General features: G+C 74.5%; 11 protein-coding genes. 4 read left to right on the forward strand and 7 right to left on the reverse strand.

Features of this window, described 5'->3' with window-relative positions; all coding sequences use genetic code 11:
- Nucleotides 1–2: 2 nt before the first annotated feature.
- Both ACGFIA_RS18320 and pgsA read right to left on the reverse strand, forming a co-directional pair.
- Nucleotides 3–935: a phosphatidylinositol mannoside acyltransferase gene (locus ACGFIA_RS18320; protein WP_357477656.1), complete on the reverse strand. Its 933-nt coding sequence runs from the start codon at nt 933–935 to the stop codon at nt 3–5.
- On the reverse strand, nt 932–1,552 hold the full coding sequence (gene pgsA, locus ACGFIA_RS18325; protein ID WP_357387110.1) for a phosphatidylinositol phosphate synthase: 621 nt from the start codon (nt 1,550–1,552) through the stop codon (nt 932–934). The genes ACGFIA_RS18320 and pgsA overlap by 4 nt, the downstream gene beginning before the upstream one ends.
- Before the next feature lie 251 nt (nt 1,553–1,803).
- Here pgsA and ACGFIA_RS18330 point away from each other — a divergent pair, with 251 nt between their 5' ends.
- Complete coding sequence (locus ACGFIA_RS18330; protein WP_393261023.1) at nt 1,804–3,960, forward strand: elongation factor G-like protein EF-G2; 2,157 nt, start codon at nt 1,804–1,806, stop codon at nt 3,958–3,960.
- 323 nt (nt 3,961–4,283) lie between these two features.
- On the opposite strand, the gene ACGFIA_RS18335 is transcribed toward ACGFIA_RS18330, so the two are convergent.
- The 4 genes from ACGFIA_RS18335 to thrS form a co-directional block, all read right to left on the reverse strand.
- Nucleotides 4,284–5,342, reverse strand: a complete 1,059-nt coding sequence (locus ACGFIA_RS18335) for an aldo/keto reductase (protein WP_393261026.1) — start codon at nt 5,340–5,342, stop codon at nt 4,284–4,286.
- A 112-nt stretch (nt 5,343–5,454) separates the two neighbouring features.
- Entirely contained in the window at nt 5,455–6,123 is a 669-nt protein-coding gene (locus ACGFIA_RS18340) for a hypothetical protein (RefSeq protein ID WP_393261029.1), read from the reverse strand.
- A 32-nt stretch (nt 6,124–6,155) separates the two neighbouring features.
- Nucleotides 6,156–6,716, reverse strand: a complete 561-nt coding sequence (locus ACGFIA_RS18345) for an HIT family protein (protein WP_393261032.1) — start codon at nt 6,714–6,716, stop codon at nt 6,156–6,158.
- A 64-nt stretch (nt 6,717–6,780) separates the two neighbouring features.
- On the reverse strand, nt 6,781–8,799 hold the full coding sequence (gene thrS, locus ACGFIA_RS18350; protein ID WP_357469236.1) for a threonine--tRNA ligase: 2,019 nt from the start codon (nt 8,797–8,799) through the stop codon (nt 6,781–6,783).
- 204 nt (nt 8,800–9,003) lie between these two features.
- Between thrS and ACGFIA_RS18355 the strand changes: the two genes are divergently transcribed.
- Nucleotides 9,004–9,942, forward strand: coding sequence for a DUF1775 domain-containing protein (locus tag ACGFIA_RS18355; protein WP_393261035.1), 939 nt, complete (start codon nt 9,004–9,006; stop codon nt 9,940–9,942).
- A gap of 20 nt (nt 9,943–9,962) precedes the next feature.
- Here ACGFIA_RS18355 and ACGFIA_RS18360 read toward each other — a convergent pair whose 3' ends face one another.
- Nucleotides 9,963–10,892, reverse strand: coding sequence for an ADP-ribosylglycohydrolase family protein (locus ACGFIA_RS18360; RefSeq protein ID WP_357387098.1), 930 nt, complete (start codon nt 10,890–10,892; stop codon nt 9,963–9,965).
- 73 nt (nt 10,893–10,965) lie between these two features.
- On the opposite strand from ACGFIA_RS18360, the gene ACGFIA_RS18365 reads away from it, so the two are divergent.
- On the forward strand, nt 10,966–11,655 hold the full coding sequence (locus ACGFIA_RS18365) for a response regulator transcription factor (protein WP_357387096.1): 690 nt from the start codon (nt 10,966–10,968) through the stop codon (nt 11,653–11,655).
- Nucleotides 11,656–11,684: 29 nt separating this feature from the next.
- Nucleotides 11,685–13,076: a HAMP domain-containing sensor histidine kinase gene (locus ACGFIA_RS18370; protein WP_357387150.1), complete on the forward strand. Its 1,392-nt coding sequence runs from the start codon at nt 11,685–11,687 to the stop codon at nt 13,074–13,076.
- The last annotated feature ends 79 nt before the right edge of the window (nt 13,077–13,155 follow it).

Below are 13,155 nucleotides of genomic sequence, written 5' to 3' on the forward strand. Positions count from 1 at the left end.
CCCTAGACCGTCCCGGTGGTGGCCGGCGGCTGCGCCGACGCGGGCGTGCCGTCCCGGCCCTGGTCCAGCCACATCCGTTGCAACATGTGCCAGTCTTGCGGATGCCGGGCGATGCCCGCCGCCAGACCGTCGGCAATCCGCTGCGTCACCGCGCGCACCCGCGCGTCGAGCGGGGCGCTGTCCGGGTCCGGCAGCGGCAGCGGACCCTCGAGCGACGCGCACGCGGTGTCCGGTTCGTACCACATCGAGGCCACGTAGAGCGGTGCGCCGGTGCGGATGGCCAGCAGCGCCGGCCCGGCCGGCATCCGGGTCCGGCCGCCGAAGAAGTCCACCTCGACGCCCCGGGCCGACAGGTCCCGGTCGGCGAGCAGGGGCACCACGTAACCGGCGCGCAGCCGGTCCACCAGCACGTCGAACGCGGGACGCGGGCCGCCCTGGTTGGGCAGGATCTCCATGCCCAGCCCTTCCCGGAACCCGACGAACCGCTCGTAGACGCCGTCCGGAAGCCGTTCCGCCACAGTCGTCATCGGCCAGCCGGTGGCCGCCACCCAGGCACCGGCCGCGTCCCAGTTGCCGGCGTGCGGCAGCGCCACCACCGCCCCCCGCCCGGCCGCCACGTCGGCGGCGAGCAGTTCCTGCCCGTCCAGGCGGAACCCGGCGAGGATGTCCGCCCGGCTCAGGCCGGGCAGCCGGAACGCCTCCATCCAGTACCGGGCGTACGAGCGCAAGCCCTCGCGCACCAGCGCGTCCAGTTCCGCGTCGGGCATCTCCGGTCCGACCACCCGGCGCAGGTTGGCGCGCAGCCGGCGCGTACCCCCGCCGTCCTTGCGGTGGGCGCGGTCGGCGCCCATCCGGAAGGCCGCCGCCGCGACGGGCCGGGGCAGCGCCCGGACCAGGCGCCAGCCCGCGACGAAGCCCGCCTCGGTGAGGTTCACTCGGCGCCGACCCGCTGGGCCTGGCGGTAGACGTGCGCCATCCGCTGCCCCACGGTGAAGATCGAGACGGCGGCGAGCAGCCAGAGCGCGATCTCCAGCGCGTGCCGGACGCCGACGCCGGTGAGCAGGCCGCCGACGCCGACGATGAGCAGCCGCTCGGTGCGCTCGGCGATGCCCACGTTGCAGGTCATCCCGAGCCCTTCGGCGCGGGCCTTGACGTAGGAGACGAGCCCACCCGCGGCCAGGCAGATCAGCGCCGCCGCCACGCCCGAGTAGTCGTGCTCGGTGGCCAGCCAGTACGCGACGGCGCCGAACACCGCGCTGTCGGCGATCCGGTCCATGCTCGAGTCGAGGAACGCCCCGAACCGGGTGGACCCGCCGCTCATCCGCGCCATCGTGCCGTCGAGCAGGTCGGTGAGAGCGAAGACCGTGACGATCAGCGCGCCGGCGACCAGGTGGCCGCGCGCGCCGAAGCCGAGCGCGCCGGCGAGCACGCCGAGGGTGCCGGTCACGGTGACCGCATTGGGGGACACGCCCGCACGCAGCAGCGTACGGGCGATCGGCTCCACGACGCGGGTCATGCCCGCGCGGGCCGTCACTTGGAAGATCTTCGCCATGGCGGTCCCACGATAACGGCCCGCAACGGCCGGGGACACAGCCGGGCGTGCGACCCGCCCGACGGCCCTTGTGCCGGCACCCGCGCGGGTGTGAGATCGAGCCAGGAGGTGAGCCAGTTCACCGGATCACCGGTCCGCGTTCGCATCCGGCAGCAGATCACCGGAAGATATCGCCGCGGCGCCCGTCCCGGGTCCGCTCCCCGTCGCCCGCGGCGGTCGCCACCACCACCGGTTGAGGGAGGTGCGCCGCGATGGCGCAGAAGAACGAGAAGGGTGTCACCGGCGGCGCGCCGGTGGTGACCGAGCCCGGCAGGGTCCGCAACGTGGTGCTCGTCGGGCACTCCGGCGCCGGCAAGACCACGCTGGTCGAGGCGCTGCTGGCCGCCAGCGGCACGATCAGTCGCGCCGGCGCCGTCACCGAGGGCACCACAGTCTGTGACCACGACCCCGCCGCCGTACGCCAGCAGCGCTCGGTGAGCCTCGCCTGCGCCCCGCTGGTGCACCGCGACGTCAAGGTCAACCTGCTGGACACGCCGGGCTACGGCGACTTCGTCGGCGAGCTGCGCGCCGGGCTGCGCGCCGCCGACGCGGCCCTGTTCGTGGTCTCCGCCGTGGACGGCATGGACGCCGCCACCGCCGCCCTCTGGGAGGAGTGCGCCGCCGTCGACATGCCCCGGGCGGTGGCGGTCTCCCGGCTGGACCACCCGCGGGCCGACTTCGACGAGGCGGTGGCGCTGTGCCAGCGGGTCTTCGGCGACAACGTGCTCCCGCTCTACCTGCCGATGCTCGGCGACGACGGCGAGTCGGTGGCCGGCCTGATGGGGCTGATCACCCGCCGGGTGTTCGACTACTCCGCCGGGCTGCCGGCGGCGGTGCGCGAGCCGGACCCGGAGCACCTGCCGGCCATCCAGGAGTCCCGCAACGAGCTGATCGAGGGGATCATCGCGGAGAGCGAGGACGAGACCCTGATGGACCGCTACCTCGGCGGCGAGGAGATCGACCCCGAGGTGCTGATCACCGACCTGGAGACCGCCGTCGCCCGGGGCCACTTCTATCCAGTGGTGCCCGTCTGCGCGGAGACCGGCGTCGGCCTGGACGCGCTGCTCGACGGCCTGGTCGCGGCGTTCCCGTCGCCGCTGGAGCACGACCTGCCCGCGGTCACCGGCGTGGACGGCTCACCCCGCCCGCCGCTGACCTGCGACCCGGACGGCCCGCTGGTCGCCGAGGTGGTCAAGACGACAGTCGACAGGCACGTCGGGCGGGTCTCGCTGGTACGCGTCTTCTCCGGCACGCTCCGCCCCGACCAGGTGATCCACGTGTCGGGTCACGGCATGGCCGAGCGCGGCCGCCCCGACCACGACGCCGACGAGCGGGTCGGTCACGTCTACAGCCCGCTCGGCGCGACGCTGCGCGAGGTGGCCGCCTGCGTCGCCGGTGACCTGTGCGCGATCACCAAGTCGGGCAGCGCGGAGACCGGCGACACCATCTCCGCCAAGGACGACCCGCTGCTGATCGCCCCCTGGGAGATGCCGGAACCGCTGCTGCCGGTGGCGATCACGGCGCGCAGCCGGGCCGACGAGGACGCGCTGGCCCGCAACCTGTCCCGGCTGGTCGCCGGCGACCCGACGCTGCGGCTGGAACGCAACCCGGAGACCCACCAGCTCGTGCTCTGGTGCATGGGCGAGGCACACGCCGACGTGGTGCTCGACCGGCTGCGCGGCGGCGGGGTCGAGCTGGACACCGAGCCGGTCCGGGTGCCGCTGCGCGAGACGTTCGGCGCCGCCGCGCGGGGGCACGGCCGGCACGTCAAGCAGTCCGGCGGCCACGGCCAGTACGCGGTCTGCGACATCGAGGTGGAGCCGCTGCCCCGGGGCGCCGGCTTCGAGTTCGTCGACCGGGTGGTCGGCGGCGCGGTCCCGCACAACTACATCCCGTCGGTCGAGAAGGGCGTCCGGGCCCAGATGGAACGCGGTCTGGTCGCCGGCTACCCGGTGGTGGACCTGCGGGTCACGCTCGTCGACGGCAAGGCGCACAGCGTCGACTCCTCCGACGCGGCGTTCCAGACCGCCGGCGCGCTGGCGCTGCGCGACGCCGCCGAGAAGGGCCAGCCGACGCTGCTGGAGCCGGTGGACGAGATCACCGTACGGGTGCCCGACACGTCGGTCGGCGCGGTGATGGGCGACCTCTCCGGGCGGCGCGGCCGGGTGCTCGGCACCGAGCCGGACCCGGAGGCCGAGGGCCGCACACTGGTCCGCGCCGAGGTGCCCGCGACGGAACTACTGCGGTACGCGGTCGAGCTGCGCTCGATGACCGCCGGCACCGGTACGTTCCGCCGCGAGTTCGCCCGCCACGAACCCATGCCCGCCCACCTGGCCGACCAGGCCCGCAAGGAATCCACCACCCGCTGACCCCACCCTCTCCCCTCCCCTTTCCCCCGCCTCGGCCCCGCGATCTTGCACTTGCGGCCCCGGCAAGCGGTGCATTTCCGGCAACGAAAGGGCACCGAGTGCAAGATCGACGCCGCCGAGGGCGGGGTCGGGTCAGGACTGCGCAGATCTTGGTAGGAAGTGGCCCTCATAGGGGCCCCCATAAGGGCCCTTTCGTACCAAGATCTGCGGTGCCCTCAGGATTTGGGACACCGATCTCGTCGCGTGGGAGCGGTCGGCTCGGCGGGCGGGTCGGCCGGGGCAGGGGTCGGCTCGACGGGGTCGGCTGGTGGGTGGAAGTGCGGTCAGGGGCGGACGGCGGGGACCGGGGGCATCGGCCAGTGGGGGCGGTCGGCGTCCCGCAGGGCGGCCCGCCGTACCGCCGCCAGTTGCCGCTCCACCTCGGCGAAGTGGTCCGGGGCGAGCGGACCCCGGGCCAGCGCGGCGGCGTTCTCCTCGACCTGGGCGACGGTACGGGCGCCGGGGATCGGCACCGCCCTGTCGCTGCGCGCCCAGATCCACCCGATCGCTCCCTGCGCGAGGGTGCGGCCGTCGGCGGTCAGCGCGTCGCGGACGGCGGCGACCCGGCGCAGCCACTCCGGGGCGGGCCGGCCGCTGCGGAACCACTCCAGCCAGGTCGGCCCGAGCCCGCGTACGTCGTCGCGGGGCAGCGTGGACTCCGGCGTGTACTTGCCGGTGAGCAGGCCCATCCCGAGCGGCCCCCGGGCCAGGCTGGCCAGGTCGTGCTTGTCGCAGACGTCGAGCATGGCCGGGGCGTCGCGCAGCACCGACAGCGCGTGCTGCACGGCGGCGGCACCACGGGCGACCTGGGCGAAGGCGGCGGCCCGGTCGGCCCGGTCGGTGCTCCACCCGTACGCCCGGATCAGGCCCACGTCGACCAGCTCGTCGAGCGTGCCGACGAGTGCCTCGGCCCGGGGCAGCGGCAGGTCACCCAGGTGCAGCTGGTAGAGGTCGATGCGGTCGGTGCCGAGCCGGCGCAGCGAGTCGGTCACCGCCCGGCGCAGGTAGTGCGGCGAGGCGTTCTCGCCGGTGGCCTGCCGGGCGTGCTCGTCGAACGTGTAGCCGAACTTCGTGGCGATCATCGCCTCGTCGCGCCGGCCGGCCAGCGCCCGCCCGAGCACCCGCTCGCCGTGCCCGGCGCCGTACGTGTCGGCGGTGTCGAACAGGGTGACACCGAGGTCGAGCGCACGGCGGACGGCGCGTACCGACTCGTCGTCGTCGACCCGGCCCCAGCCCAGCGGGCGGGCGCCCTCGGCCCACGGGCCGCCGATCGCCCAGCACCCCATGCCGAGGGCGCTCACCTCGATGCCGCTGCGCCCCAACTGTCGTGTGTCGACTGCCACCGCCGCATCCTGTCACCTTCCCGGCGACTGCGGGCCGGTTCGTAGCCGAGGAGTCCGGCCACGGTCACGCCCCGTGACGTCAGACGGTGGGACGCCGCCGCCCGGCGAGCCGTCAGCGCGCGTAGGCCAGCAGCACCGGCGCGTCCTGACCGGGCCAGGTGCCGGCGAGACCGCCCGCCGCCGGGACGTCGGCCGGTACGGGACGCCGGACCACCGCCAGCTCGACCTCCCCGACCCGGACCACCGTCACGCCGCCGCCGACCGGACCGGCCGAACCCGGACCAGGCAGAACCGGACCGGCCGACACCGGACCGGCGGACACCGGACCGACCGGCGACGGACGGCCGGTACGGCTGCCCGTCAGCGTCATGCTCGCCGGTCGCACCTCGCGCTTTCCGTCGACCTCGAAGTACTCCTCGGCCTGACCGGCGTCGGCGAGCACCGCGGCGGCCAGCAGCGGCGGGTACACCGGATCGCCGCAGGCGTCGTACGCCCAGCGGCGGCCGAGCACCGAGTGCTCGATGACGCCCACCAGGTGCTCGTCAGCTCCGGCAAGCGGCGCGGCCCGGTAGGTGAGCGGCGCCTGGAGCACCGGGCCGTCGCCGGCGCGCACGAGCAGCGTCTCGACGCCGACCTCGCCGGCCGGGTCGTCGAAGCGGTACGCCGCCACGCGGCTGACCGGCGCGCCGGCCTCGCCGGCGAACCACTGTCGGCCGGGCAGCCAGGAGGCGAGCAGCTCCAGTTTCGAGGGGCGCAGTTCCGCGCGGTGCAGGAGAGCCATGCGCGAGATCGTACTGTCGGGGCCCGCCGCCGTCAGGCCGCCGCCCACGCCCCGGCGAGCAGGTCCCGGGTGTCGGCGAGCAGCTGCGGCAGCACCTTCGTCCGGCCGATCACCGGCATGAAGTTGGCGTCGCCGCCCCAGCGCGGCACCACGTGCTGGTGCAGGTGCGCGGCGATGCCCGCGCCCGCGACGCCCCCCTGGTTCATGCCCAGGTTGAAGCCGTGCGCGCTGGACACGTGCCGGATCACCCGCATGGCGGCCTTGGTGAACGCGGCCAGCTCGACCGTCTCCGGCTCGTCCAGCTCGGTGTAGTCGGCCACGTGCCGGTAGGGGCAGACCAGCAGGTGGCCGGGGTTGTACGGGTAGAGGTTGAGCACCGCGAAGACGTGCTCGCCCCGGGCCACCACCAGGGACTTCTCCGGCGGCAGCCCGGGCGCGAGGCAGAACGGGCAGCCGGCCGGCTTCTCGTACCCGCCCTCGGGCCGGTCCTCGCCGGAGATGTAGGTCATCCGGTGCGGCGTCCAGAGCCGGTCGAGTCCGTCCGCCAGACCGTTGTCGCCGCCGTACCCGGTGTCCCGCTCCGCCCCTGTCACACAGGCGATCCTACGATCCGGGGCGAACCGCGCCGCCGCCCGGGCGGCGCGGTCGCCGGGCCGCCTACTCGGCGGCGGTGGCGGTGGGACCGGCGTTGGTGCGCGAATCCACCACCTCGCGGACGTGCGCCACCGCCTCGTCGATCGGCACACCGTTGCGCTGCGAGCCGTCGCGGTAGCGGAACGAGACGGTGCCGGCGGCCACGTCGTCGTCCCCGGCGATCACCATGAACGGGATCTTCTGCTGCTGCGCGTTGCGGATCTTCTTCTGCATCCGGTCGTCGCCCAGGTCGACCTCGGCCCGGACGCCGTGCCGCCGCAGCGTCGCGGCGAAGTCGACCAGGTAGTCGCCGTGCTCTTCGCGGATCGGGATGCCGACCACCTGCACCGGTGCCAGCCAGGCCGGGAACGCGCCCGCGTAGTGCTCGGTGAGCACGCCGATGAACCGCTCGATGGAGCCGAACTTGGCGCAGTGGATCATCACCGGCTGCTGCCGGGTGCCGTCGGCGGCCTGGTACTCCAGCCCGAAGCCCTTGGGCTGGTTGAAGTCGTACTGGATGGTCGACATCTGCCAGGTACGGCCGATCGCGTCCTTGGCCTGCACGGAGATCTTCGGGCCGTAGAAGGCCGCGCCACCCGGGTCCGGCACCAGTTCCAGGCCCGTCTCCAGCGCGCACTGCTCCAGCACGGCGGTGGCGGTCGCCCAGTCGGAGTCGGAGCCGACGAACTTGTCCGGCTTCGACTCGTCGCGGGTCGACAGCTCCAGGTAGAAGTCGTCGATGCCGAAGTCGCGCAGCAGGCTGAGCACGAAGCCGAGCAGGTGCTTGATCTCGGACGGCGCCTGCTCCTGAGTGCAGTAGGAGTGCGAGTCGTCCTGGGTGAAGCCGCGCACCCGGGTCAGGCCGTGGATCACGCCCGACTTCTCGTACCGGTAGAGCGTCCCGAACTCGAACAGCCGGATCGGCAACTGCCGGTAGGACCGACCGCGCGAACGGTAGATCAGGTTGTGCATCGGGCAGTTCATGGCCTTGAGGTAGTAGTCGCTGCCCTCCATCTCCATCGGCGGGAACATCGTGTCCTTGTAGTACGGCAGGTGTCCCGACGTGTGGAAGAGACCTTCCTTGGAGATGTGCGGCGTGCCGACGTAGTCGAAGCCCTCCTCGATGTGGCGGGCCCGGACATAGTCCTCCATCACCCGCTTGAGCACGCCGCCCTTGGGGTGGAAGACCGGCAGACCGGAGCCGATCTCGTCGGGGAAGCTGAACAGGTCGAGGTCCGCGCCGAGCTTGCGGTGGTCGCGGCGGGCGGCCTCCTCGAGCAGCTTCAGGTACGCCTTGAGCTCGTCCCGGGTCGGCCACGCGGTGCCGTAGACGCGCTGGAGCTGCGGGTTGCGCTCCGACCCGCGCCAGTACGCGGCGGCCGAGCGCATCAGCTTGAACGCGCCGATCAGGCGGGTGTTCGGCAGGTGCGGGCCGCGGCACAGGTCCGACCAGCAGACCTTGTCCTCGTTGGCGGCCAGGTTGTCGTAGATGGTCAGCTCGCCGCCGCCCACCTCCATCACCTCGGAGGAGTCCAGCCCCTCCCCCTTGACCTCGATCAGTTCCAGCTTGAACGGCTCGGCCGCCAGCTCGGTCCGGGCCTCGTCCAGGTCGGCGAAGCGGCGGCGGCGGAACCGCTGGCCGGACTTGACGATCTCCTGCATGCGCTTCTCGAGCTTGGCCAGGTCGTCCGGCTGGAACGGCTTGTCGACGCCGAAGTCGTAGTAGAAGCCGTTCTCGATCGGCGGGCCGATGCCGAGCTTCGCCTCCGGGAAGATGTCCTGCACCGCCTGGGCCAGCACGTGCGCGGTGGAGTGGCGCAGCACGTTCAGCCCGTCCGGGCTGTCCAGCGGCACCGGCTCGACCGCGACCTCCTCGGCCGGGCGCCAGTCCAGGTCGCGGAGCTGGCCCTGCGGGTCGCGGACCACCACGATCGCCTTCGGCCCGCTCGTCGGCAGGCCGGCCGCGGCCACCGCGTCGGCCGCCGTCGTCCCGGCGGCGACGACGACGGGGTCGGCCACGACGGGGGTACGGGGTGCGGACACGGTGACTCCTAGTCGTCGACGGTACGGATCGGCCGGTGACCGGCCTCTGCGATGCTATCGGTCGCCCGGATCCGCGCCGCCGCCGACGCCGGTGCCCGTTCCCGGCGAGTTCCGTGCCGTGTTGAACCTTTTCGCCCCGCAGCCCGAACTACCAGGTGGGGCCGGAGCCGGTGCCGGCCCCAGTCGACAGGGATGGGGACGACCATGAGGATGACCCGTCGGGGCCGGTGGGCGGCGGCGTTGCTGGCGGCCGTACTCGCCGGGGCGGTGGGCTGGCCGGGCGCGGCGAACGCGGCCGGGGTGACGGTGACGACCTCGCCCGCCCAGGTACGCCAGGGCGACGCGATCGAACTGTCGGTGCTGGTGCCGGCGGACAAGCCCGGCACCCGGACCACCCGGATCGAGCTGACCATGCCCGCGGACGCCCCGATCGGGGAGGTGTACCCGCTGTCGGTGCCGGACTGGGCGCCGACCATCACCACCCGCACGCTCGACCAGCCGGTCCCCGGCATGCACGCGGCCGAGCTGAACCAGGTGACCCACTCGGTGAGCTGGCTGCGGATGCCCGGCACCGGCACCGGGCCGGGCCGGCTGCCGCTGGGCATGGGACCGATGCCCGCCACCGACCGGCTCACGTTCACAGTCGTGCAGACGTACGACGACGGCACCGTGGTCCGGTGGGCGGACCCGGCGGGTGGCGCGCACCCCGCGCCGACGCTCGATCTGCTGCCGCCGCTGCCGGGCACCGTGACGCACGACGGCGGCCCCGGCGCGGGGGCGAACGGCGGTGCGCACGGCGGTCACGGCGCGGCGGGCGGACCCGGCGCTGCCGATGGGGCGCAGGACGGCGCTCCGGGCGGCACGGCGGCCGGTACGGCGGACGACGGGCCGAGCGCGGACCTGCTGCTCGGTGGCGGCCTGCTCGCCGGGCTGGCCGGCGGCGCCGCGATCGGCTGGCTGCTCAGCCGCCGCCGGCGCGACACCATGGCCCTCCCGCAGGGCAGCAACGGCACCTCCGACACCACCGCGACCGCGACCGCGACCGCCGACAGCGGCACGCCCTCCGACACCGACGGTGCCCCCGCCAGCGCGACCCCGGAAGCCGGCGAGCCGGTGACCGTCGGCGCCCCCACACACTCCTGAACGGGGCGGGGACGGACCCGTCAGGCGGGGGTGGGAAGCCAGTGGGGCAGCGGCTCGCGGGCGGCCAGCCAGTCCGCCGGCACGCCGCCCGGGGTGCCGGCTCCGGTGTACGCGGCCACGATCCCGCCCACGATGGCGGCCGTGGTGTCCACGTCGCCGCCCGCCTGGACGCAGGCGCGGATCGCGGCGGGATAGTCGTGCAGCAGCGTGGCGGCGACCCAGAGCGTGAACGGCACGGTGTCCTGCGCGGTGACCCGGGAGCCGTTGCCGAGCGCGTCGGCCGCCCCGGCCGCGGAGTGACCGAGCAGCGCGGCGGCCCGGCGTACCCCCCGGTGCACCTCACCGGCCGGGTCGAGCGCCCCCGCGACGGCGATGAGCAGCCGGGCCGGGTCGGGCCGGTCACCGTCGAGGCGGGCGCGGGCGGCGAGCGAGGCGGCCACCGCGACCGCCACCGCACCGGCGACGCCCTCCGGGTGGGCGTGCGTCACCTCGGCGGAGGCGCGGGCCTGTTCGGCGGCGCGCCGGGTGGAGTCGGCGTGCCAGGCGCCGAGCGGCGCGACGCGCATCGCGGCGCCGTTGCCGCAGGAGCCCTGCCCGTCGAACGCGGACGCGGCGGCCACCGGCCAGGGCGTGCCGGTGCGGATCAGCCGCAGCACGGTCACCGCACCCGGCCCGTACCCCCGGTACGGCTCGCAGCGGTGCGCGAACGCCAGCGCCAGCCGGTCCCGGTCGATGTGCCCGTCGGCGGCCAGCTCGGCCACCACGGAGCAGGCCATCTCGGTGTCGTCGGTCCACTCCCACGGCGGCTCGGGCAGCCGCCCGGCGGCGAGGTCGTCCGGGTGCCGTCCGGGGACGAAGAACTGGGAGCCGAGGGCGTCGCCCACCGACAGGCCGGCCAGCGCGTCGCGGGCGAGCGTGAGGCGGGCGTCGGGAAAGAGCGTGAACGTCATCGCCGCCCCAGCTTGCCCGCTTCGCCGGAGCTCCGCAACGCTGCCGGCTTGCCACGCCGAGTACGGTGCTGACGTGGCAACCGTCCTGCTGGTCGAAGACGACCACGTCGTGCGCGGCGCCATGCTGCGGTCGCTGACCGACCGGGGGCACGCGGTGCACGCCGTCGGCACCGCGCTGGACGCGTTGCGCCGGGTCGCCGCGGAGACACCGGATCTGGTGGTGCTCGACCTCGGACTGCCCGACCTGGACGGCTCGGACGCGCTGCGTATGCTGCGCGGCATCACCGACGTGCCGATCATCATCGCCACCGCCCGCGACGACGAGCAGTCGGTGGTACGGCTGCTCCGCGCCGGCGCGGACGACTACATGGTCAAGCCGTTCACCGGGGCGCACCTGGACGCCCGGATCACCACGGTGCTGCGCCGGGCCGGGCGGGCCAGCCGTACCGTCGCGCCGGCCGCGCACACGGTCGGCGGCCTGCGGGTCGACGTGGGTGAGCGCAGCGCGGTGCTGGACGGGGAGGCGCTGGCGCTGACCCGTAAGGAATTCGACCTGCTGGCGTATCTCGCCGCGCGTCCCGGCCGGGTAGTGTCCCGGCGGGAACTCTTGGAGGAGGTATGGCGGCAGCCATCGGTCGGCGAGGACCAGACCATCGACGTTCACCTGTACTGGCTCCGCCGCAAAATGGGCGAGTCCGCGGCGAAGCCGCGCTACCTGCGCACCGTGCGGGGGGTCGGCTTCCGGCTGGTGGCGCCGGACTGAGGCTCACGCTGGCCGGGCTCACCGCCGGCCTGTGCGGGCTGATCGCGCTCGCGTTCCTCGTCCCGCTCGGGCTCACCCTCGCCGACCGGACCCGGGAGGCGGAGCTGGCGGACGCCGAGCGCCGCGCCGCGCTGGTGACCGGCGCGCTGGCGGCCAGCACGGACACCGCGACGATCGAACGGGCGGTGGCCGCCGCGGCCGGCGACGATCCGGCCCTGCGTCCGGTCGTGCACGGCATCGGGGCGGACGAGTCCGCCGGCCGCGCCAACCCGCGGGTGCTCGCCGACGCCGCCACGCAGCGCCGGTCGGTGGTGACCGACGTGGACGGCGGGGTGCTGCGGCTGGACCCGGTGGTGCTCGGTGACCGGGTCGCCGTGGTGGAGGTCTTCGTCCCCGACGAGGTGCTCGACTCCGGCGACGGCGGGCGGTGGCTGCTGCTGCTCGCGATCGGCCTGGCGCTGGTCGGCGCGGCCGTGGCAGTGGTCGACCGGGTGGCCGCGCGGGCCGTGGACGCCACCGGCGACCTGGTCAAGGCGGCGCTCGCGGTGGGCGACGGCGAGCTTGGGGTACGCGTCGAGCCGACCGGCCCGCGCGAGCTGGCCGAGGCCGGGCACGCGTTCAACCGGATGACGGAACGGCTGGTGGCGCTGCGCGCCGACGAGCACGAACTGGTCGCCGACCTGTCGCACCGGCTGCGTACGCCGCTGACCGCGCTGCGGCTGGACGCCGAGGCGCTGGAGTCCGACGACACCAGCATCGGCACGTTCAGCGAGGCGGAGCTGGACCGGCGGCGCGGCATCCGGCGCATCCGGCAGGCGATCGTCACGCTGGAGGGCGAGGTCGACCAGCTCATCAAGACGACCCGCAAGGCGGTCAGCCAGGAGACGGCGCCGGCGTCGTGCGACGTGAGCGAGGTGGTCCGGGACCGGATGGTCTTCTGGTCGGCGCTGGCCGGGGACCAGAACCGCCCGCACCGGGTGGTCGGTGCGCAGTTGCGCATCCCGGCGCCGGTGCCCCGCGCCGAGCTGGCCGCCGCGCTGGACGCGGTGATCGGCAACGTGTTCCGGTACACGCCGCAGGGCACGGCGTTCGAGGTGGCGGTGAGCCGCCGGGACGGCTGGGTGGCGATCCGCGTCGACGACGCCGGGCCGGGCATCGCCGACCCGGACCGGGCACTGCGCCGGGGCGAGAGCGACAGGGGCTCCACCGGGCTCGGGCTGGACATCGCCAAGCGGGTCGCGTTGCAGGCGAACGGTTCGGTGAGCATCGACCGGGCCCGGCTCGGCGGGGCGAGCGTGGTGATGCTGCTGGCCGATCCGGACGCGGCGCCCCGGCCGGTGAACCGGTTCGGGCTGGTCGGCCGGATGGCCCGGGAGGCACGCGAGCCGCGCGCCGGGCGGCGCTGGCCGCGTCCGCGCTGACCGGTGACTGTGTACCGGCGCAAGTTCTCCTTAAAGGTGGTTTAACGACGGCCGCGAAACCGGCGTGAACTGGCAGGAT

It is taken from the genome of Micromonospora sp. NPDC049203, from assembly GCF_043197215.1.
Lineage (GTDB): Bacteria > Actinomycetota > Actinomycetes > Mycobacteriales > Micromonosporaceae > Micromonospora.

What these genes read in the sequence shown, in the direction of transcription:
- ACGFIA_RS18360 (WP_357387098.1), bottom strand. Translation starts at nt 10,892, where the DNA reads ATGACGTTCACGCTCTTTCCCGACGCCCGCCTCACGCTCGCCCGCGAC.
- ACGFIA_RS18355 (WP_393261035.1), top strand. Translation starts at nt 9,004, where the DNA reads ATGAGGATGACCCGTCGGGGCCGGTGGGCGGCGGCGTTGCTGGCGGCC.
- pgsA (WP_357387110.1), bottom strand. Translation starts at nt 1,552, where the DNA reads ATGGCGAAGATCTTCCAAGTGACGGCCCGCGCGGGCATGACCCGCGTC.
- ACGFIA_RS18330 (WP_393261023.1), top strand. Translation starts at nt 1,804, where the DNA reads ATGGCGCAGAAGAACGAGAAGGGTGTCACCGGCGGCGCGCCGGTGGTG.
- ACGFIA_RS18340 (WP_393261029.1), bottom strand. Translation starts at nt 6,123, where the DNA reads ATGGCTCTCCTGCACCGCGCGGAACTGCGCCCCTCGAAACTGGAGCTG.